Genomic DNA, 21,780 nt, shown 5'->3' with positions numbered 1-21,780 from the left:
GTGTAGTTGGTGTAGTTGGTGTAGACGCGGCGTCAGTCAATGCGGTAATTGGGAGCTTCCTTGGTCACGATCACGTCGTGAACATGGCCCTCGTGTAGCCCCGCCGAGGAGATTTTCACAAACTGCGCCCGGGTCCGAAGCTCGGTCAGGTTGGCGGCACCGCAGTACCCCATTCCCGCCCGGAGCCCGCCGTAGAGTTGATGCAGGCTAGCCGACAAGCCACCCCGATACGGAACTCGCCCTTCGATGCCCTCGGGAATCAGATTGCTGTCCTGTACCTGCGATTGGAAGTAGCGATCGCTGCTGCCCTGGGCCATGGCACCGAGTGAACCCATGCCGCGGTAGACCTTGTACGAACGCCCCTGGAACAACACGACTTCGCCCGGGGCTTCGTCGGTGCCCGCAAATAGAGAGCCAATCATCACGGTGGAGGCGCCACCGGCCAACGCCTTCACGACGTCTCCAGAATATTTGATGCCTCCGTCCGAAATCACGGGAATTCCGTAGCGACTCGCAATCTCGAAGGCGTCGATGACGGCGGTGAATTGCGGCACTCCGACTCCGGCGATCACCCGCGTAGTGCAAATGGATCCGGGCCCGATCCCGACCTTGACTGCCGACACCCCGGCCTTGATCAACGCCTCGGCGCCTTCTCCCGTCGCGACGTTGCCGCCGACGATCGGCAGATCGGGAAAGTGGCTGCGCAATTCGGTGATGGCCTGGAGCACGCTCTGGGAATGACCGTGTGCAGTATCGACGACCACGACATCGACTCCGGCGGTCACCAGCGCCTGGGCCCGCTCCAGCCGTTCGTCACCAACGCCGAGCGCGCCGCCGCAGCGCAGCCTGCCCAATGAGTCCTTGCAGGCGTCTGGGTAACGCTCGCTTTTTTCGATGTCCTTGATGGTGATCAGTCCGCGGAGATTGCCTTCGGAATCGACCACCAAAAGCTTTTCGATGCGGAACTGGTGCAGCAACTCTTTGGCGCGCTCCATGCCGGTCCCCGGCGGCACCGTGACCAGGTCCTCGCGGGTCATCATCGAAGACACTTTGGCGTTGGTGTCTTTCACGAAGCGAAGATCGCGATTGGTCAAGATTCCAACCGCCTTGCCGTCCCGGGTCACGGGAACCCCAGAAATGTGATAGCGGGCCATCACTTCGATGGCTTCGTAGACGCGCTGATCGGGGGACATGGTGATCGGATCCACGATCATACCCGACTCGGAACGCTTCACCTTGTCGACCTCGGCCGCATGGCTGGCGATCGACATGTTCTTGTGGATGATGCCAATGCCCCCGTTCTGGGCCATGGAGATGGCGGTCTCGTGTTCCGTCACGGTATCCATCGCGGCGGAAAGCAGCGGGGTATTGAGATCGATCTCGCGGGTCAGTTGGGAGCGAAGATCAACTTCGTTGGGTAGAACACTCGACTCACCGGGCACGAGGAGGACGTCGTCGAACGTCAGCCCCTCGCGAATTCGGCTCTCATCCATTCAGAGCTTCTCGCTTAGGCAAAGGGGGGCGATGGGTTGGACGATTGCCGTCCAAGGCCTCCTGTTTGCTGTGCAATCTTACGGGGCAGGTCGCGTGCGGTCAACCGCTGAAGACGATCTCGTCGCTGGAAAATTCGCGTTTTATGCGGGCGAGCTTGGGGCGCAGTTCCGTGGCCAACTCGGCCACCGCCGCTTCGGCCAGGCGGCACGCGGTACGCGGCGCGTCTCCGGCGAGACGCATGAAACCGGCACGACTGAGGGCCAGGAGTTCGCAATCGCCTTCGGCGACGGCGTGGGCCTCGCGCGCGCCAATCGTCATCAGTGACATGACTCCCAGGGCGGAACCTCCGCACAACAGTGACAGATCGCCACAGCCTTCGCTCTTGATGCGAATGCTTCCCTCGCAGAGCAGATACAGGGTGTCGGCCTCGTCGCCCTCGCGGAACAGGCTCTCCCCTTCTGCCAGGGAGAGGGGCTCGAGAAGTTCAAAGAGGTCGATTCGACCCTCTTCGTCGAATTCGACGAACAACGAGAACACCTTCAGATCATCGGGACTCACGGGACTCACCCACCTCGCTCATTACGGCACGACCCTCGCGAACATGCTGCGCAAGAGTGTGGTGGAATCTTTGTCGCTATCGAGCCGGATCAGGAAGAGTGATGCGTCCCCGAGTAGCGCGAGGTTTTCCTGCAGGTCCTCGGGACGCAAGCGATCCTTACGGGCAAACAACACGACGTGGAGCGCGTCGGTTCGGGTGCCCGCCTCCAATACTTCGAAAATCTCGCGGTCGTGCAGTGCCCCCTCGGAGACATCTGGACCGTGAAGGTGCAGGGTTCCAAGCGCGCCATTGGCGGCCATCGGCCACAACGGCCGGTACGAATCAGAGCTGGGCACCTGGAGCAGTTCCAATTCCAGGTCGCCCTCGAATCGAAGCGTGCCCAGAGATCCCAGTCGGATCTGGGGCTCGACCCCCCCCTCGAGTTCGGGCGCAATCTTGAAGGCTGGCAGCGACTCGAGCAGCTTCACCAGGCTGGAAAGCGCCTGGGGTTCGCGCGCCTCCACCAGGATCTTTCCCGGGATCATGCGCTCGCCCCGGGGTGTCGCACTCTGAAGGTAGTCGCGCAGGCGTCTCAGCTGCGCCTCGTCGAATAAACCACCCTCGGCCGCACTCAGCCCGCGCACCGGAGTCTGTTCCACTCTCACGATGTTGCGCTGAGACAGGGTGTACAGGGTTCGCAGCACCTGATAGTCGGGAAACGAACTGTGATCCACGATGTCTCGCACCCGGTCGAAGTGCTCGAGCAGCAACAGCACTTCCTGGGTCAGCGGGTGGACGATGTTGGGCAGTTCAGCGTTCTTGACGATGAGATTGACCGTCGCGGATAGCGGCGGCAACTGCAGAGCGAGGCGATCCCACTCGGCGATCTGCCGCAGTCCCTCGGCGAGCAGCGCGCGAACCGGAGCCAGCATTTTTTTCGCGGTCATGTCTGGGGGACGTCCCGTCTCGAATTTAAAGCGTCCCTCACGCCATGCCAGCATGCGGTACAGGGCTTTCTCGCCCACCACCTTCCCGATCTCCGCCTGCAGAACCTCGCCTTCGTGCAACAGCACGAAGCCGTGCTCTCGGCCGCCCTGCGACGGCTCACCTTCGAGTTGCAGTTCTTCACCGTCGCCATCGCGTTCGAGCTCCATCCGGCCGGTCTTGCGCGCCAGATGGGCAACCTGCAGCAGATCCGCCAGGGGAATCTTTGTCAGATCGCCGTCGACCGCGATACCGGACTTGGAGGCTGACTCCAGGGCCTCGATGCGATCGCATTTGGTCATCTGCGCAGCAATCACGCGCATGACTTCATCGCGCGGCGCAGAGATTGGCAGCACGACATCACCGACCTCGAGCGAGATCGCGCTCCCTGTTTCCGGCTTGAGGAACAAAAAATGCACGGCGTGGGTGCGTGGATTGGCGCGCAAAATATCGGCGAGCTTCGATGCGCTCACCAGCGGCAGGTCGACTTCGCTGACGATCAGATCCACGGGGTTCGCCAGGGCCACTTCGAGCGCTGCGGAACCGTTCTCTACCGCAACGGCTCGCATTCCCAACTCGGTGCAGTCTCGCACCAACTTCTGTCCTCGGGCCTGATTGCTGTCCGCCACGAGGATCGAACGCACATTTTTGTTTCGATCGTTTCCCTTTCCAAATCCCATCAGGCCGGTGCTCCCAACGGCAGCCCGAGGTCCTTCTGGAGCTGGAACGCCAGGTGTTCGACGAGGCTGCGATCCTCTGTGTGGAACAGACGTATGCGGTCCGCGTCGGGCTGATGGGCCGTCACCATCGCATACACGGGTCCCTCCCCGTAGTAGAGCGCAAAGGGTCGGTCCGTCCCCGCTCGATGGCTGGGCACGCACGTCACCCCACCGGATTCTTCGGCCAGTTGACGATCCTCACCGACCAATACGATTTCAGTCTTCGTCTGCAGTTCGCGCAAGCGTGCGAGTCCCTCGCGAACCACCGGCACGACGGCTTCGCTGGGGGACAAGAACAATAGACCGCGATCCTTGGGTCTGCGTGCAATCTCGTCGAGCAGCAAGCGCGTCGCTTCTGCGCTCAGCTCCGCTCGCTCCATCGCGCCTTCTTCGAGCAGGCGATCGATCGAGCGAGAGAAACTTTGCTCTCCGGTCGACAGGCTGCGGAGCAACATGTTGCGGTCCTGGTTTAGCCGTGCCTCGATGCCCAGTTCGAGGGTTTCCATTTGGCTGCCATCGGTCGGATACGTCACAGCCGCCAGGGCCAGCACTTCGCTCGATTCGGGTGAGGCCGAATTGAGAATTTCGGATTCTTCCAGCAACTCGCGAATGCGCTGCTTCAGAACGGCGGCCCCCACAGCGTCTGTTTCGGGCAGCAAAATGTTGTAGTGGCGTGCGTCTTGCGAAGCCAAAAGATCGGTAATACGCAGCGCCCCACTCAGATGTTCGATCAGGTTGGCAACCGTGCGCGAAATTTCGGCATCCGAGGCGCGCCGAACGAGATTTGCAACCGGTCCTACGTCGACGTGGACGACCGAAAGCGAGCGACCGAAGCGGGCGGCCTTCTGAATCTCGTTTCGCACCGCGTCCTGAAAGAAAACGTGGGTGTAGGCCCGCGTCGTCGGGTCGCGAAAGGATCGCCGCTCCAGCTCGCGAAAGCGCAGGGCGTTGACCACCGCCGTGGCTCCGTATGCACCAAACTTTTCCACCGAGGCGAGTTCGGACTCACCAAATTCAATTTCGTCCAGAGGATCGGTCAGACGCGCAAGCCCGATCAGATCGCCTCCGAAGCGCAGGGGTACGAACAAAGCGTTGCCCGTTTGGTTGGGCCGGGGCATGATGATCGCGTGTCCGGGACTGAGCAGCGATTCGAGCGGTTCGCCGAGATCGCCTGCGAGCAGTTCCTCGCGTTCCTCCTCCACCCGGATGATGCCCCGCACACCTTCGAGCCGGAGTCGATCACTGCCGAGTTCCTCTGCAATCCACAACACCCCGCCCTGGGCCCGGGATTCGAGACACAAGCCCTCGATCATTCGTTCTGCCAGGGGCTCGACCGCGAGGGTCGAGAAAAGGCGGGTGGCGCGCTCGTAGAGCGAGAGCACGCCCATGTACTCGAGGTTCTCCGACATCAGCCGTTCGTGTTCGTCGCCCAGGCGGCGGCGTTGGAGAATCTTTTCGATGGAGCGCGCAAGCGTATTGCGATCAAACGGCTTGAGAATGTAGTCGGTCGCGCCCTGTTTCATGGCTTCGACGGCCGTCTTGACGTCGACGACACCCGTGACCATCACGATATCCTGGTCGGGAAGGCGTTCTTTGATGCGGCCGACCAGTTCGGTGCCGTCCACGCCGGGCATCACCAGATCGGTCACCACGACATCGAAGGTGTCTCGCTCCAGGACGTGAAGGGCTTCTTCGGCGCTCGAAACGGTCTCGACGTCGTAGCCCTCTTCGCGCAGCAGCCCTTCGAGCAGCTCGCGAAAGTAGCGCTGGTCGTCGACCGCCAATATGCGTGCTTTTGCCATATCCACCCCACCTGGCGAACGATCGCTGTAGCCGTTGACCCCGTTTGGGACGCAACTCGCTAGCGCTCATCGGCAGACCGCCGACTGCGCTTCACCTGCGTATCGGGTTTTCAGCTTGAAATGGGGAGGAGTTCGGCTGTCGGGACGCCGATCAGCGAGTGCGGCGTCGCCTCGACGACCTCGACTTCGAGATAACGACCGGGTTCGAGTACACCCAGCGCAGCGTGGGACGTGTGATCGCCATTCACATTCACGTTTACCACGCGATGATGAAGATCTCGTCCCCTAATCTGGCCCGCGCGATGCAGACTCGCCCCCTCGACCCGAATTTCTGCGCGCTTTCCAACCCTGCTGAAATGGTATTCGAGCGTGAGCTTGCGCTGAAGATCCTGCAGCTCGGAGAGCCTCGCCGAGATCGTTTCGGGCGAGATTTCGACATCCGCGTATTCGAGGGCTTTGGTGCCTGGCCTGCGGGAATACTTGAAGCTGTAGCTGTCGACGAAACCGATCTCCTCGATCAGGGAGAGGGTTTCACGGAATTCCGCGTCGCTCTCACCGGGGAAGCCCACGATCAGATCCGTCGTTACGACGACGTCGGTTCGCAGGGCCCGCAGGCGTTCGATGATTCCCAGATAGTCGCTCCGCGTGTAGCGCCGGCGCATGCGCTCGAGAACCGGGTCTGAACCGCTCTGGACCGGCATGTGGACGTGAGGGCAAAGCTTCTCGAGGTCTCCGTGGGCAGCCAAAAGGGCTTGATCGAAGAAGAGCGGATGAGGACTCGTGTAGCGAATTCGCCGCAGCCCATCGATTGCGTCGAGCCGCCGGAGCAGGGCCGCAAACGGAATCGTCCCCCGTGCCTCGCCCGCTCCCCGCCTGACGTCGTGCCGTCCGTAGGCGTTGACCGTCTGGCCCAGCAGGGTGATCTCGCTGACACCCCTGGCCACCAACTTCTGCACCTCGTCGACAATGCTCGCCGCCGGCCGACTGATTTCACGGCCCCGGGTCCTGGGCACAACGCAAAAGCTGCAGAACATGTCGCAGCCTTCCATCACCGTCACAAATGCGTGTCCGGTGTCGGGTCCGCGGTATGCGGGGTGCCGTTCGGGCAAGTCAAAGCGCGCGAGCGACACCGATTCCTCAACCCGCACGCTCGCATGTCCCTCGGCTGCGCCGTCGAGCATCGCCGGAACGGCTAGCAGATTGTGCGTTCCGAATACTAGATCCACGTGGTTGAAGCGCCGCAGGATCGTCTGCCCTTCTTGTTGGGCCACGCAGCCACCGACGCCGATCAAGCGCCCGGGTCGTTCCGCCTTCCATTCGCGCAGCCGCCCAAGATCGCTGTAGAGCTTGTTCTCCGCCTTCTCGCGCACAGAACACGTGTTGATTACCAGCAGGTCAGCCTGGTCCTCGTTCGCAGCCGCCTCGTAGCCGGCGTGATACAACAGGTTGGAAAGCTTCTCCGTGTCGTGGACGTTCATCTGGCAGCCAAAAGTGCGGATTGAAAAACGTTTGATTGCGCTCATGAACTCGGCCAAAACTACGGGTTGGAGGTGGGATCGCAGGGAGGCGGAGACTACTGGATCCTCGCTCCCACTCCCACTGGCGCGGAGCCGGTTGCCGCCCCAAATCGACTTGCGATCGGTTGGGATATAGGCCCGTAAGGGGCTGAACTCACATGGCTTTTTCCCCTTTGGCTACACGGTTTCAAAATCGTGTTTGACAAATCTGCCGCGCACTACATAATGGGTTCCATCGAGGTCGCGGCAGCCTCGAGCCGACTTGGCAGAACACGGTTCGCAAGTGGGCCAAACGGTCGCAAGCGAGTTTGAAGAGGAGTTTTCGGGTTTCGGAGCGGCGGTGGATTGGTCATTTCTAATGGAAATGTCCAACCTCTCACCCCCCATAATGAGTCCACCGCCCTCCCCCTGTCGAACGCTCCGTTGGCCATCAAGGCCGGCGGGGCGTTTTCTCGTTTTGGGGCTCGGCGCGCGGCGATGGGGAACAAGTGCGGACTCGCGAGGGAAGACACCTCAAAGAACGATCGAGTCGACCACCTTGGCAAGTTGTCGCAGGTTGCGACATTCCTCTGCGATATCGGTGTAGGGCAGATAACGGTTCATCACGCTGTCGCCGAAGCCCCAGGCACTCGGGCTCTCGGGATTGAGCCAGACCACGTTCTTGGCCTTTGCCTGGATGTCGCGCAAGCACCAGGCCTTGTCGTCGTTGTAGTTGTTGCGCGCGTCGCCGAGGATCAACACCGTGGTTCGCTTGTCGACCGCAGACAAGTAGTCGCGCCAAAAGATATTGAAGGCCAGACCAAAATTGGAGCGCGTGTAGACGTTGATCACGTCGCCGCCTTCCAAGGCCTTCTCGATCGCGCCGCTGACATCCGCATTCTTGAAGACCGGCGTCACTTCCCCGAGATCGGACACGAAAACAAAGCAGCGAATGCGCGTGAAGGCTTCTTGCAGGCTGTACATGAACTGCAGCATGAAGCGCGACACATTGGCCACTGACGAGGATACGTCGCACAGGATCACCAGCTTGGGACGCTCCTTGCGGCGATGTTTGTAGATCACCTTGAACGGCAGACCCCCGGTCGCCATGTTGCGGCGCAGGGTGGTATGCAGGTCGAGCTTGCCCTTTTTGTCGCGCCGACGTCGGATCGAGAGAATATTCTTGATGCGCTGGGCGAGCCGGTGGACCACCTCGCGCATGCGGGCGATCTCATCTTCCGTCAGGTGATAAAAGCTCTTCTCCGTGAGCATCTCCTGGCGAAATTTTTCCATGTAGTCGTGATTCTGGGTCTGGAGTTCGCGCTCGGTGAAGCTCCGCACCACTTTGCGCAGACTCTCCATCATCGCGCTGATCATCTCGCGCAGAGCCTGCACTTGTTCGGGAGACATCCCCGCCTCTTCGAGGCGCGTCGCCAGGCTTTCGAGTTCGCGGCCCGCGCCGTCCATCCCCATGCCTTCCACGGTACGGCGGCTGAAGAAGCCCACCTGGAGCATGTTTTCAATATTGCCGGTGCCCGCTTGCTGGGCCGCGTCGCGGATCATGCCTTCGAGCTGGGAGAGATCCTGGGTCAGCAGCGCCTTGGCGAGTTCGCCGAGATCGAGATCGCCGTCCATCTCGGCGAGCATCTCGGTGATCTGCTTCATCAAAGCGTCCAGGTCGATATCCATGGACGCCATGTTGTCGCCCACAGCGCCGAACGAGTCACGCAGGCTGTCGTAGAAGCCGGACCAGTAGAGATCGAAGATCTGGTCGAAGGTCGAAATCTCGTCGCCGCGCTTGACCATGGTCGTGCGCAGGGCGTTCTTGAAGAGTTCGCGATTGTCGATCGACAACACGTCCAGTGCTTCGAAAGCGTCGATCCCTTCAGCAACGGAAACGCGAATCCCGCTCTTGCGAAGCAAGTTCGCAAACTCCAGCACCTTGCGCTGCATGCTCAGTGGAGCACTCCCTTTTTCTGGGGCGACGCGGGCGCGGGCGACTCGACGGTCTGCGCATCACTTCCGGCAGCCTTGGCCGCCTTTTCCGAGAGCAGCTTCGAGAGCGCTTTTTGTGTCTTGTTGATATCGCCCTCATACTTGAGGATCACGTTGAGGGTGTCGGTAACCATCTTCTCGTCGAGTTCGCTTGCGTTCAGCGCGAGCAGCGCACGCGCCCAATCGAGAGTTTCACTGATGGAGGGAACCTTCTTGAGGTCGAGATTGCGGATCTTGTGCATCAAGCTCACCAGATCTTGCGCCAGACGCTTGTCGATCTCCGGCACCTTCTGGTCGAGGATCCTCAGTTCGAGTTCTTCGCTGGGATAGTCGATCCAGAGGTGGAGACAGCGCCGCTTGAGGGCGTCGCTCAATTCTCGGGCATCGTTGGAGGTCAGCATGACGAGGGGGATCTGGACAGCTTTGATCGTCCCCAACTCGGGGACCGTGACCTGAAAATCGGAGAGAATTTCGAGCAGGAAGGCTTCAAATTCCGGATCGGACTTGTCGACCTCGTCGATCAGCAACAGCACCGGAACTTCCGAGGTGATCGCTTGCATCAGCGGACGCGCCACGATAAATCGTTCGGAGAAGAACACCGACTCCTGGGCGGCGACGCGATCGGCAGCTTCGGCGAGGTTCTTCGCCCCGGCCATCGCCTCGCTGACATGATCCTTGAGCAACTGGGTATACAAGAGTTGCTTCGAGTATTCCCACTCGTAGAGCGACTTGGCTTCGTCGAGGCCTTCGTAGCACTGCAGACGAATGAGTTTGCGGTCAAGAGCCGTGGCAACGACCTTGGCCAGTTCGGTTTTGCCGACCCCGGCCGGCCCCTCGATCAGCACGGGCTTGCCCAATTTCTGGGCGAGGAAAACGACAGTCGCGATTCGCTGGTCGCACACATAGCCCTGATTTCCCAGCTCGATGACGACGCGATCAACACTATCGAACATGGAAAACGCTCCTATGTGTTGCCTACCTGGCGAAGGGCTTGGCGGAGGGCTTGGCAATGCGCTTGGCGAAGAGCCTGGCGACGACCCGTTCGGCCCGCGCTAACTCATCAAATGAAGCACGTGCCCGAGCTTGTCTTTCTTGGTTTGTAGATACTTGAGATTGGCCTCGTTGGGTTTGATCTCGAGTGGAACCCGTTCGATGATCTTGAGCCCGTAGCCCTCAACGCCGGCACGTTTGACCGGGTTGTTTGTAATCATGCGCATGCGACGCACGCCGAGATCAACCAGGATCTGGGTGCCGACACCGTAGTCTCGCTGGTCCGCGGCAAAGCCCAACCGATGATTCGCCTCCACCGTATCGAGGCCTTCTTCATCCTGCAGTGCATAGGCGCGAATCTTGTTCTTGAGCCCGATCCCGCGGCCCTCCTGTCGCATGTAGAGCAGGATTCCGCTGCCTTCCTCCTCGATCATCTTCAACGCGGCCTGAAGCTGTTCCCCGCAGTCGCAGCGGGCGGAACCGAATGCGTCCCCAGTGAGGCACTCGCTGTGCACGCGCACCAGCACCGGCTCGTCGGAATTGATCTCGCCCTTCACCAACGCCACGTGGTCGACATTGTCGATGTCATTTTCGTAGGCGATGCAACGAAACTCTCCGCCGTTGATCGTGGGCATGTTTGCAGTGGCAACACGGCGCACGAGCTTCTCGTTTGCCAGGCGATACTGAATCAAGTCTTTGATGGTAACGATCTTGAGATCGTGCAGCTTTGCGTACTCTGCGAGATCACTCATGCGAGCCATGGTGCCGTCTTCGTTCATGATCTCGCAGATCACGCCCGACGGCTTCAAGCCCGCCAGGCGAGCCAGATCTACCGATCCTTCGGTTTGTCCCACACGTCGCAGCACGCCACCCGCGCGGGAGCGCAGGGGGAAGATGTGACCGGGGCGCACGATGTCCGAGGGCACCGCGTCTTCGGCGATGGCCGCTTGAATGGTTCGCGCGCGATCGTGAGCCGAGATACCCGTCGTAACACCTTCGCGCGCTTCGATCGAAACGGTGAAGGCCGTGCCATAGGTCGCGGTGTTTTCGTAGTCGGGGACCATCATGCCGAGATGCAGTCGTTCGAGTTGCTCATCCTCCAGGCTCAAACAGATCAGGCCACGGCCGTAGGTCGCCATGAAGTTGATGGACTCGGGAGTCACGGCTTCGGCGGCCATGCACAGATCGCCCTCGTTTTCCCGGTCTTCGTCATCGACCAGGATCACCATCTTGCCAGCGGCAATATCGGCGAGCGCCGACTGGATCGAACTCACGATCGACTCGGGATTCTCGGGATGACCGCGCAGACTCTCGTCGTCGACGGCGCTAAGTGTTCTCGTGTTCTTCGGCATCTACAAGTAGACCTCGCTGGTTCTCGCCTGGATCGGTGATGCGCCCATCCCTGGCAGCGGACGTAGCTGCCCGGTTGTCTTCTTGAAGCTTCAAGCGCCCGATGGGCGCTCGCATGCGATGGTGGGCCGTGTCTGGCGGTCTCTGGCGGTCCCCGAAAGCAGGTAGAACGAGTCTAGCTAGCTTTCGGCACTCGCGGCACTTTCCGCAGTTTCGGCAGTTTCCGCACTTTCGGCAGTTGGGGGTGACTCACGCTCGGAGGCGACCCGGTCGCAACCGAGCTGCCCCCTCATCGCAATCGAATCGGGCTCTCAGCTCAGCAGTGAATTGAAGAAGTGAAGCTATCAGCACAGGCCCTGGGTGTCAATCAGGCGGTGCCGCTGCCGGTTCCTGGGGGCGCGGCAAAGTTGCGCAACAGCCCCTTCAGGAAGTCCTCTTCCGAAAGCCCAAACTTGGTTGCGAAGTCGTGCTTCTCGTCGAGGCTTTGGTAGAGCACGCGCATCAGCTCGCGGTAGGTTTCGATCACACCCTCGCCGCGAATGGCGACCGCGGGAAACGTGGGAATACCTTGCCACGCATCGCGAATATCTTGCAGGGGTTTGACGTCCGGCAGATCGCGCTTGTTGAACTGAACTACTTTTGGAATGCGTTCGAAGTCGAACCCGTTGGCTTTGAGGTTCGCCTCCATGTCGCGCCACGAATACGCGTTGGCACTGGCGGAGGATCGTTGGGAATCCGCGATGAATGCGATTGCATCTGCACCGGCCAACACCACCTTGCGTGTCGACTTGTGCATCACCTGTCCGGGAACCGTGAACACCTTGGTCTTGATCGAAAAGCCACCCGCCGTGACAAACTCGACCGGAAGGAAATCGAAGTAGAGCGTGCGGTCGTCCTTGGTATCGAGGGTGACCATCTTGCCCCGGGAATCGGGGTTCATCAGTTCGTGGAGTTTCAGCAGGTTGGACGTTTTGCCCGAGAGCGCGGGACCGTAATAGACGACCTTCACGCTGATCTCGCGATTCGCCATGTTGATCTGAACCATGCTCAGGATCTCCGCACAAGTCGGCAGCGTCGGGCCCGTCCCGAATCCTTCCCCACAATCGGCAGATTGGCCTGTAAGGTGTAGGAAGAGGAAGCCCTTGGGGTAAAAAACATCCCGCCCGGACTGCGCTCAGCCCCTCAGGAAGCGCTCGAGCAGGCCTTTCGCGGCCGCTCCAGGGGTCATCTCTCGGGCTTCTACAGCCGCTTCGAGCGAAGCGATCTCGCTGGCCACCTTCGGGTGGCCGCGAAATGCCGATCTGAGCCCGTCCTCGAGCAGACTCCACATCCACTCTCGCGCTTGTCGGCGCTGTCGCAGATCGAGTTCTCCGCTATCCTCAAACTTTTGGCGATGGGCAAGAACCGTCTCCCAAAGCGCAGTCACGCCTTCCCCGGTCAACGCACTGGCCTTGAGCACCGGCGGCTCCCAGTTCGAACTCAGCGAGCGAATCACCTGCATGGCGCTCGCGTACTCCAGTCGAGTGCGCTCGGCGACCTCGGCCGTGGGTCCATCGGCCTTGTTCACAAGCAGGCAATCTGCGATCTCGACCACGCCCTTCTTGATGCCCTGCAGTTCGTCTCCGCCCCCCGGCATCAGGATGAGCAGGAAGAAGTCGACCATGCCTGCGACCGCGACCTGAGACTGACCAATTCCAACCGTCTCCACAATTACAACGTCGTAGCCCGCGGCCTCGCATAGAAGCATGGCTTCGCGGGTACTCTGCGCGACCCCGCCCAGGGCGCTGCCGGAGGGAGACGGTCGAATGAACGCCGCGGAATTGCGCGACAGGAGCTCCATCCGGGTCTTGTCCCCCAGGATGCTGCCACCACTGACGGGGCTGGTCGGATCCACCGCCAGCACGGCCACGCGATGACCTTTTTTGATCAGTTCCAGACCGAGCGCCTCGATGAAAGTACTCTTGCCCACCCCTGGGGGGCCCGTGACTCCGAGCCGAATGGCCTTGCCGGTCTCGGGAATCAACTGGTCCAGAATTCGCTGGCCCTGCACGGCCAGATCGTCCCGCGAGCTTTCGAGCAGGGTGATGGCCCGCGCGAGCGCCCTCCGCTCACCCTTGCGGATGGCGTCGAGAAACTCAGCGGAGGCTTCCGGGGACTCGGGCCCGGGGGTCATTTCGGGCGATTCCTCAGCACGCCTAGTACCTCACGCACGGCTTTTGGAATCGCCGTGCCCGGACCAAAGATCGCCGCCGCGCCCGCTTCGCGCAAGAAAGCGTAATCACGCGGAGGAATGACGCCGCCGACGATCACCTTGATCTCTTCGGCACCCGCGTTTCTGAGCGCTTCGATCAACATCGGCACCAGGGTTTTGTGTCCCGCGGCCTGACTCGAAACGCCGACTACGTGAACATCGTTGTCGATCGCCTGCTGCGCCGCTTCGTCTGGGGTCTGAAACAACGGGCCGATGTCCACGTCGAATCCCATGTCAGCGAAGGCCGTCGAGATCACCTTCATCCCGCGATCGTGTCCGTCCTGGCCGAGCTTGACCACCAACATGCGCGGTCGGCGGCCCTCTTCTTTCGAGAACGCCGCAACTTCTCGACAGACTTCGTCGAAGTCTTCGTCTCCCCGATACACACCGCCGTAAACGCCGGAAATGGTGCTCACTTCCGCTCGATGGCGCGTGTAGACTTCGGCCAGGGTTTCCGAAATTTCGCCGACCGTGGCGCGCAGCTTTGCACACGTGATCGCCTGTTCGAGCAGGTTCCCCTCCCCCGTCTCGGCGAGCTTCTTGAGTGCAGCGAGTTCGCGATCGACGTCGGGCTGGCTGCGACTCGCGCGAATTTCTTCCAACCGCTTGACCTGGGCATTGCGCACCGCCGTGTTGTCGATTTCTCGCACATCGATCTCGGGTTCTTCTTCCAGCACGTATTTGTTTACGCCGACGATCGTGTCGTCGCCGCGATCGACGCGGGCCTGGCGTCGCGTGGCAACCTCTTCGATGCGACGCTTCGGCATTCCGGTCATGATCGCCTTGGTCATCCCGCCGAGCTCTTCGATCTCCGCAATGACCTTGCGCGCTTCCTCCGCAACGGTATGGGTGAGGGATTCCATGAAGTAGGAGCCACCCCAGGGATCGATGACTGCGGTAATTCCCGTCTCTTCCTGCAAGATCAACTGGGTATTGCGCGCGGTGCGCGCGGCGGCATCTGTCGGCAGGCTCACGGCTTCGTCGTAACCGTTGGTGTGCAGGGACTGCGTACCCCCAAAGACCGCGGCCATCGCTTCGATGGTGGTGCGGACTACGTTGTTCATTGGATCTTGTTCGGTGAGGCTGGCCCCCGAGGTCTGGCAGTGGGTTCGCAGCATCGACGATTTCGGGTCCTTCGGCTCGAACTGCTGCATCACCTCCGCCCACAACAACCGCGCGGCCCGCAGCTTGGCAATCTCGAGATAGAAGTTCATGCCGATTGCCCAGAAGAACGACAGCCGCCCGGCGAACTGATCGATGTCGAGTCCCTTTGACAGCGCAGCCCGCACATAATCGAGACCGTCGGCGATCGTGAAGGCGAGTTCGAGAACAGTGCTCGCTCCGGCTTCCTGCATGTGATAGCCGCTGATCGAAATCGAATTGAACTTGGGCATGTTGTGCGCGGTGAACTCGATGATGTCCGCCACGATCCGCATGCTCGGCTCGGGGGGATAGATATAGGTATTGCGAACCATGAATTCTTTGAGGATGTCGTTCTGGATTGTGCCGGCGAGTTTTTCTCGCGGCACACCCTGCTCTTCACCCGCGGCGATGAAACAGGCCATGATCGGCAGCACCGCGCCGTTCATGGTCATGGAAACCGTGACGTCAGCCAGAGGAATTCCGTCGAAGAGCACCTTCATGTCTTCGATGGAATCGATCGCAACGCCGGCCTTGCCGACGTCACCCGTTACCCGCGGATGATCGGAGTCGTAGCCGCGATGGGTCGCGAGATCGAAGGCGATAGAAAGCCCCTGCTGCCCCGCGGCCAAATTGGCGCGGTAGAACGCATTGGATTCTTCGGCGGTCGAAAACCCGGCGTATTGGCGAACGGTCCAGGGACGGTTGGCGTACATGGTCGCCCGGGGACCGCGGATGTAGGGGGCCATGCCCGGGGTCGAATCGACGTACTCGAGAGCTTCGAGGTCTTCTGCGGTGTAGAGAGGTTTGACTTCAATGCCCTCGGCACTGCGCCAGACGAGCTCGTCCACCGGCTTGTCCCGCAGTTCTTTGGCCGCGAGTTCCCGCCACTTTTTCGAGTCTGCCCGCTTGGCTCCGTCCCAACCCATGTCGCTCTCCATGCTTCGTTCGCGCCTTGTCTCGCCCCACGTCGTGCCCAGTCCGATCGAGGGGGGCCGAGTCTAGCAGCCCGGCGCTCGGACGATCGAAGACCGGCCCCGGGGGACTTACATTGCCCGACGATAGCGTCCCCCTACCTCGAACAGGGCGTCACTGGTTTCCCCGAGCGTCGCCACTTTCACTGCTTCGAGCAGCGCTTCGAACACGTTGTCACCTCCTGCGGCCGCGTCCTTCAATACTTCGAGGGCCCCGGCGCAATCCGGGGCAAAGCGCCGCTTGAACGCGTGAAGGTTGTCGAGTTGGGCCTGCTTCTCGGCGTCACTCGAACGCATCAGATCGACGGTGCCTACCACCGCTTCAGCTGGATTGGGGTTTTCGAAGGTGTTGACCCCGACGATCGGCAACTCACCCGAGTGCTTCAACGACTCGTAGTGCAGGCTCTCCTGCTGAATCTTGCTGCGCTGGTAGAGCGTTTCCATCGCACCCAACACGCCACCTCGCTCGGAAAGCCGATCGAACTCCGCCAACACCGCGGCTTCGACTTGATCGGTGAGTTGTTCGATCAGGTAGGAACCTTGGGTGGGATTTTCGTTCTTCGCAGTTCCCAACTCGCGCTGAATGATCAGCTGAATCGCAACAGCGCGCCGCACTGAATCCTCGGTGGGTGTGGTGACGGCTTCGTCGAATGCGTTGGTGTGCAGGCTATTGCAGTTGTCCTGCAGCGCCGTCAGCGCCTGGAGGGTGGTGCGAATATCGTTGAAGTGCATCTCCTGAGCATGCAGTGAACGGCCCGACGTCTGGATGTGGTACTTGAGCTTCTGGCTGCGCGCCGACGCCCCATAGCGATCCCTCATGGCGATGGCCCAGATGCGTCGGGCCACGCGACCGATCACGTTGTACTCGAGATCGAGACCATTGCTGAAGAAAAATGAAAAGTTCGCAGCAAAATCATCCACCTCCATGCCCCGGGCTCGGTAGTACTCGACGAAGGTCAAGCCGTTGGCGAGGGTGAATGCGAGCTGAGTAATGGGGTTCGCCCCGGCTTCGGCCATGTGGTAGCCGGAAATCGAAACCGAGTAGAATTTGTGCACACCGTGGTCGACGAAATACTGCTGGATATCTCCCATCATCTTCAGCGCGAAGCCGATGGAGAAGATGCAGGTATTCTGGGCCTGGTCCTCTTTGAGAATGTCGGCTTGTACGGTGCCGCGAACCCGGCTGAGGGTACTGGCCTTGATGCGCTCGTAGGTCTCGATGTCGACGGCGCGATCTCCGGAAATACCGAGCAACCCGAGCCCGAGTCCGTCGTGACCGTCCGGGAGGTCGCCGCCGTATTCGGGCAACCCATCGCCGCCCAGGCGCTCGCGCACCGCTTCGAGTTCTCCGCATTCGATCAAATGTTTTTCTACCTGCTGATCGATTGCCGCATTCAAGAAAAACGCCAGGATGATCGGTGCGGGACCGTTGATGGTGAGCGAGACCGAGGTCGCGGGATCGCACAAATCGAATCCCGAATAGAGTTTCTTTGCGTCGTCCAATGAACAAACGGAGACCCCCGAATTTCCCACCTTGCCGAAGATGTCGGGACGCCGGTCGGGATTGCGGCCGTAAAGGGTCACGCTGTCAAAGGCGGTGGACAGACGCGCGGCGCTCTGGCCGCGACACAAGTAGTGAAAGCGACGATTGGTGCGCTCGGGTGTTCCCTCTCCGGCGAACATCCGCGTGGGGTCTTCGCCTTCGCGCTTGAAGGGAAAGACGCCGCTGGTAAACGGAAAGCTCCCCGGGAGATTTTCCAGCCGCAGATAGCGCGCCAGCGCTCCCCAATCGTCGGTCCGGGGAAGCGCAACCTTGGCGACCGCGGTTCCCGACAGGGTTTCGTGATAGTTCCGCACCTTGATCTCGCGATCGCGCACTTGATAGTTCTGCTCGCTGGCCGTGTAGCGCTCGCGGGTGGCCGGCCAGCCGGTGAGCGCCGTTCGCAACTCGGCCGGTAGCCCGTCGAGGATGCTCTGGCGTCGTTCGGCGAGGGCCTCCCGGGCCCCGGCGTCGAGTAAAGGAGACGCAGTTGCGTCAGCATCGAGGTCGCGCAGGGTCCGCGCAATGCCTTCGGCTACCGCTGCGCGTTCGGCCATCACTTCGGTTTGCTTTCGATAGTCGCGCACGGTTTCGGCGATTTCGGCCAGATAGCGTTCACTCGAAGCCGGCAGTATCGCGCCGCTACCTACATCGGCGGTCTGGACTGCCGGGGCATCGCCCTCGAAGACCCGGGCACCCGAGGTCACGAGATCCCGACGGATCGCTTCGTAAAGACGGTCCACGCCGGGGTCGTTCCACTGATGTGCGATCGCCGGAAAGACCGGAACCTGTTCGTCCGGCGTTTCGAAGGCGACGTTGTTGCGCTTCCACTGTTTACGAACGTCGCGCAGCGCATCGAGCGCACCCCGACGGTCCGACTTGTTGATCACGATGTAGTCCGACAGTTCGAGCATGTCGATTTTTTCGAGTTGCGAAGGTGCGCCGTATTCCGGCGTCATCACGTATGCGGAGAGATCCACCAGGTCGACCACCTCGGAATCGCTTTGCCCGATCCCCGCCGTCTCCAGGATCACCAGATCGAAGCGCGCCGCCTTGAGCACCCGGAGCGAATCGGCGACCGATTGCGACAGCGCGAGGTTGGCCTGGCGTGTGGCCATCGAACGAACGAAAACATTGGGACCCCCTAGCGCATTGAGCCGGATGCGATCGCCCAACAAGGCACCTCCGGAACGCCGGCGGGTGGGATCGACCAGCAGCAGTGCGATCTTCGCTTCCGGAGCATCGCGACGCAGCCGACGCAGGATCTCATCGAGCACGCTCGACTTTCCCGCGCCGCCGGTTCCCGTGAGTCCCAGAACCAGCGCCGCGCGCTCGCCCGCCATCGCGGTGAGGCGCGCGCGCAGAGAGGCCCATGCGAGGGTTTCGGTTTCGCCCCGTGCATGAGTGGACTCCACCAGGCTGATGACTCGCGCGATCGACCGCGGGTCGTCTGCCGCGAGTTTCGATACCTCGTCCGACGCAATCTCGCGGGCCTGCTCCCGGCACTCGTCGATTATCGTGCAGATCATGCCTTCGAGACCCAGTTCACGGCCGAGCTCGGGACTGAAAATTCGCGCGACGCCCGAGCCCTCGAGCAGTTCGATCTCATCGGGGGTAATGGTCCCGCCGCCCCCCCCGTAGACGAGCACGTCCGGAGCACCCCGGGCGCGCAGTTCTTCGACCATGTAGCTGAAGAACTCGATGTGACCGCCCTGATAGGACGAAGCCGCAATCGCGTGGGCATCCTCTTGAATGGCCGCGTCGACGATCTCCTGCACCGATCGATCGTGGCCGAGATGGATCACCTCAGCCCCTTGGGCTTGCAAGATGCGGCGCATGATATTGATCGCAACATCATGACCGTCGAACAGCGAAGCCGCCGTCACCACGCGAACGGGTTGCAACGGACCGGGGGTCGCAACGAGCTGTTCGCGGGGGTTGCTCATTCGCCTTTCCCCGGATTCGCACCGATTGCCTGAACCCTTGCACCGACATGGTCTCTGTATTGAACCATTTCGTCGCGCAGGGAAACGAGTTCGGCGATCCGCGAGTCGAGTTCTTCGAGATGTCCGCCGAGGTGGCCGTCGAGCAGTCGCAGCATATCCCGGGTCGAGCCGCCAATGCTGTACACGGCGTTGAGCTCTTTGATTTCAGCCAGGCTCAATCCGAGCTTCTTGAGACGCCCGATGAAGGCCAGGCGCTCGAGTTCGTCTCTTCCGTAGACCCGGCGACCCGAGGCCCGGCGACGAACACCCGGCAACAGCCCCAACTCTTCGTAGTAGCGCACGGTGCGCGGAGACATTCCGGTCGAACGGCAGGCCTCTGCAATCTCGACAAGTTCAACAGCGGTCTCGAGGTCGCGCTGCGGGCTTGCCTCCGCACGCTCGGATTGGGGGGCTCCTGGCAATTTGGACTCCTCGGACGCGGGCACTGAAACTGCGGAATGATAGAGTCCGCAAGCCATCTTTGCCAGTTAACGTCAACTGGCTTTCGTTACTTGAGAAGACTCTTCGCGGAGTTCGAGGGTGAAGAATAAATTGTCGCTTTTACGGGGCTTTCGCTGGCAAAGTTGCCGCCTCAGTAAGCCCAGCCGAGGGACCAGCGCCCAGAGAGATCGGCGCCATCCTGTCCCCGGAACTCCTGGGAGATCCAGATCACCGAAAGCGAGGTTCGAAAGCCTCCCCGGGCGAATGCGATTCCGATCGGCGCGTGAATCACCATCACTTGCTTGTCCACGCTGTGGCTGTCGCGAAAGGTATTGCCGTCGAGGAAGATGTTGCGGACCACGGCAGAGATGTCCGCGCCGATAAACGCATACAGGCGCATGCCCGAGTCGGGGTCCTCGGCCGGGGAAAAGCGTCCGAGACCAAAGTCCTGCGGCAACCGCCAACCCCCGCGCAACATCACACCGGTGGTGGCGGCTGTCTTCACGTTCCCGAGGTCAAGGGTCAGATTCGCGATCGCGTCCACGCAAAGACCCCGGCCAACCTCGATGGCCTCGCCCGGGATTCGCCAGTGCCGGCCCCGGCGCAAGATCAGTCCGACTTCATTTTTGAGTTGGTTGTCCCAGCCGACGAACTTCGGAGAGAAAAAGACTGCGTGAATTCCAGCCTGAGCCTCTTTGGCAATTGCAGCCGGGCCCACTACGCCCAGGCTGACGCGAAAACTGTCGAGGTAGGGAATCTTGTCGGGCAGGTCTCGGTTGCGATCGCGATACAACTCAAAGCGCGCGAACAACCATCCCGCGTAGGGTCGATCGTCGAGGATCAACGTTCTTCTGAAGTAATCCTCGGGCGTATACATTTCGTGCCCGAGCGCGACCCCCCAGCGAACCTCGGAGGGATCGTCGGTGAACGGGGGCAGAAGACGGGCCGCGGTCGCAATCCACGACGGCACGTAATCCCTGGGCGCCAGCAAACTCAAAAACAGTCCATTGGTGTAGTGCCGGTCCTCGGCCACGAGCACGTCGTTTTCGATTTCGAAATTGATTCGCCATACATCGTCGGAGGCAACCGCGAGGGGCGCACTCGCAACGCAACAACAAAGCGGGACCCCGATCAGCGCGCGCCACAGCGAGTTTGTCACTGGCATCATTGCGCCCGATTGCTCGTACCGCTCAATTGTATCCGAGCGCGTCAATTCGCTTCGCACTCTTGAGCCACTTGGGATCGACCTTCACGAAGAGCTTCAAATGGACCTGGCTCCCGATCATCGCCTCGATCTGCTTGCGGGCACGAATCCCGATTCGCTTTACCATTTCGCCGCCCTTCCCCACCACAATGCGCTTCTGGGAGTCTCGCATCACCAGAATATTTGCATGAATGATCACCAGGTCGGCCGCATCTTCTTTGTACTTGACCACGTCCACCGCCATGCTGTAAGGCAGTTCTTGTCCGAGATACTCGAAGACCGCTTCTCGCACGAACTCGCCGGCGAGCCAGCGCACGGGTCGATCCGTCAGGATGTCTTTGTCGAAGAGCGGCGGGGACTCGGGCAGATGCCCGATAATCGCCGCCACGACCTCGGCCGTACCTTCGCCCGTGAGCCCCGAAGCCCGCAGCATCACGACGGGCTCACCGGAGGCCGGGGGAATTTCGATCTGCTTCTCTGCCCCGGCCAGATCGCACTTGGTGCCGACCACGATAATGTGTTTGTCGAAACCAGCGAGCTTTTCGCGTAGCACCTGATGGATCTCCTGCCATCCCTCGGTGAGATCGACCAAGATCACCCCGACGTCACATTTGCGCGCGGCATCTTCCACGGCTTCGTTGAGTGCGGTGTTGAGTAGTTTGCTGCTTGCGTGCAAGCCCGGTGTATCCACGAACAAGACCTGTGCATTGGCAGTCGTGTGAATCCCCAGGATCCGGCTGCGAGTGGTCTGGGGCTTGCGCGAAACGATGGCGAGCTTTTCACCCAGGATGCGATTCATCAAGGTCGACTTGCCGGCGTTGGGCGGGCCCAGGATCGCGGCAAACCCCGCGCGAAATGGCAGAGCGGGCACTGGCTC

General features: G+C 60.9%; 15 protein-coding genes. All 15 read right to left on the bottom strand.

Annotated features, from left to right (window positions below):
• Positions 1 to 32 precede the first annotated feature (32 nt).
• Positions 33 to 1,493, bottom strand: a complete 1,461-nt coding sequence (gene guaB / locus IH881_09940; GenBank protein MCH7868006.1) for an IMP dehydrogenase — start codon at positions 1,491 to 1,493, stop codon at positions 33 to 35.
• A gap of 100 nt (positions 1,494 to 1,593) precedes the next feature.
• On the bottom strand, positions 1,594 to 2,052 hold the full coding sequence (locus IH881_09935; GenBank protein ID MCH7868005.1) for a cyclic nucleotide-binding domain-containing protein: 459 nt from the start codon (positions 2,050 to 2,052) through the stop codon (positions 1,594 to 1,596).
• Positions 2,053 to 2,073: 21 nt separating this feature from the next.
• Positions 2,074 to 3,696: a DUF4388 domain-containing protein gene (locus IH881_09930; protein MCH7868004.1), complete on the bottom strand. Its 1,623-nt coding sequence runs from the start codon at positions 3,694 to 3,696 to the stop codon at positions 2,074 to 2,076.
• On the bottom strand, positions 3,696 to 5,537 hold the full coding sequence (locus IH881_09925; protein MCH7868003.1) for a response regulator: 1,842 nt from the start codon (positions 5,535 to 5,537) through the stop codon (positions 3,696 to 3,698). The genes IH881_09930 and IH881_09925 overlap by 1 nt, the downstream gene beginning before the upstream one ends.
• A gap of 110 nt (positions 5,538 to 5,647) precedes the next feature.
• A complete protein-coding gene (gene miaB, locus IH881_09920) occupies positions 5,648 to 7,060 on the bottom strand; it encodes a tRNA (N6-isopentenyl adenosine(37)-C2)-methylthiotransferase MiaB (GenBank protein ID MCH7868002.1) in 1,413 nt (470 codons plus the stop codon).
• Between the two features lie 507 nt (positions 7,061 to 7,567).
• Positions 7,568 to 8,986 carry a VWA domain-containing protein gene (locus IH881_09915; GenBank protein ID MCH7868001.1) on the bottom strand — a complete coding sequence of 473 codons (1,419 nt, stop codon included), beginning with the start codon at positions 8,984 to 8,986 and terminating at the stop codon, positions 7,568 to 7,570.
• A gap of 2 nt (positions 8,987 to 8,988) precedes the next feature.
• Positions 8,989 to 9,981, bottom strand: coding sequence for a MoxR family ATPase (locus tag IH881_09910; GenBank protein ID MCH7868000.1), 993 nt, complete (start codon positions 9,979 to 9,981; stop codon positions 8,989 to 8,991).
• Positions 9,982 to 10,080: 99 nt separating this feature from the next.
• Positions 10,081 to 11,295, bottom strand: a complete 1,215-nt coding sequence (locus tag IH881_09905) for a bifunctional 3,4-dihydroxy-2-butanone-4-phosphate synthase/GTP cyclohydrolase II (GenBank protein ID MCH7867999.1) — start codon at positions 11,293 to 11,295, stop codon at positions 10,081 to 10,083.
• A gap of 440 nt (positions 11,296 to 11,735) precedes the next feature.
• Positions 11,736 to 12,413, bottom strand: a complete 678-nt coding sequence (locus IH881_09900) for a hypothetical protein (GenBank protein ID MCH7867998.1) — start codon at positions 12,411 to 12,413, stop codon at positions 11,736 to 11,738.
• 129 nt (positions 12,414 to 12,542) lie between these two features.
• Entirely contained in the window at positions 12,543 to 13,541 is a 999-nt protein-coding gene (meaB, locus tag IH881_09895) for a methylmalonyl Co-A mutase-associated GTPase MeaB (GenBank protein MCH7867997.1), read from the bottom strand.
• Positions 13,538 to 15,688: a methylmalonyl-CoA mutase gene (gene scpA, locus IH881_09890; protein MCH7867996.1), complete on the bottom strand. Its 2,151-nt coding sequence runs from the start codon at positions 15,686 to 15,688 to the stop codon at positions 13,538 to 13,540. The genes meaB and scpA overlap by 4 nt, the downstream gene beginning before the upstream one ends.
• Before the next feature lie 117 nt (positions 15,689 to 15,805).
• A complete protein-coding gene (locus tag IH881_09885; protein MCH7867995.1) occupies positions 15,806 to 19,219 on the bottom strand; it encodes a methylmalonyl-CoA mutase family protein in 3,414 nt (1,137 codons plus the stop codon).
• Positions 19,216 to 19,680, bottom strand: a complete 465-nt coding sequence (locus tag IH881_09880) for a MerR family transcriptional regulator (GenBank protein ID MCH7867994.1) — start codon at positions 19,678 to 19,680, stop codon at positions 19,216 to 19,218. The genes IH881_09885 and IH881_09880 overlap by 4 nt, the downstream gene beginning before the upstream one ends.
• Before the next feature lie 170 nt (positions 19,681 to 19,850).
• On the bottom strand, positions 19,851 to 20,867 hold the full coding sequence (locus tag IH881_09875; protein MCH7867993.1) for a lipid A deacylase LpxR family protein: 1,017 nt from the start codon (positions 20,865 to 20,867) through the stop codon (positions 19,851 to 19,853).
• 22 nt (positions 20,868 to 20,889) lie between these two features.
• On the bottom strand, positions 20,890 to 21,774 hold the full coding sequence (era, locus tag IH881_09870; GenBank protein MCH7867992.1) for a GTPase Era: 885 nt from the start codon (positions 21,772 to 21,774) through the stop codon (positions 20,890 to 20,892).
• Between the last annotated feature and the right edge of the window lie 6 nt (positions 21,775 to 21,780).

Source organism: Myxococcales bacterium, from assembly GCA_022563535.1.
In the GTDB taxonomy this organism is placed as follows: Bacteria; Myxococcota_A; UBA9160; order UBA9160; family UBA4427; genus DUBZ01.
The sequence above is the reverse complement of the archived record's forward strand: the minus strand, read 5'-3'. Positions and strand labels throughout refer to the sequence as shown.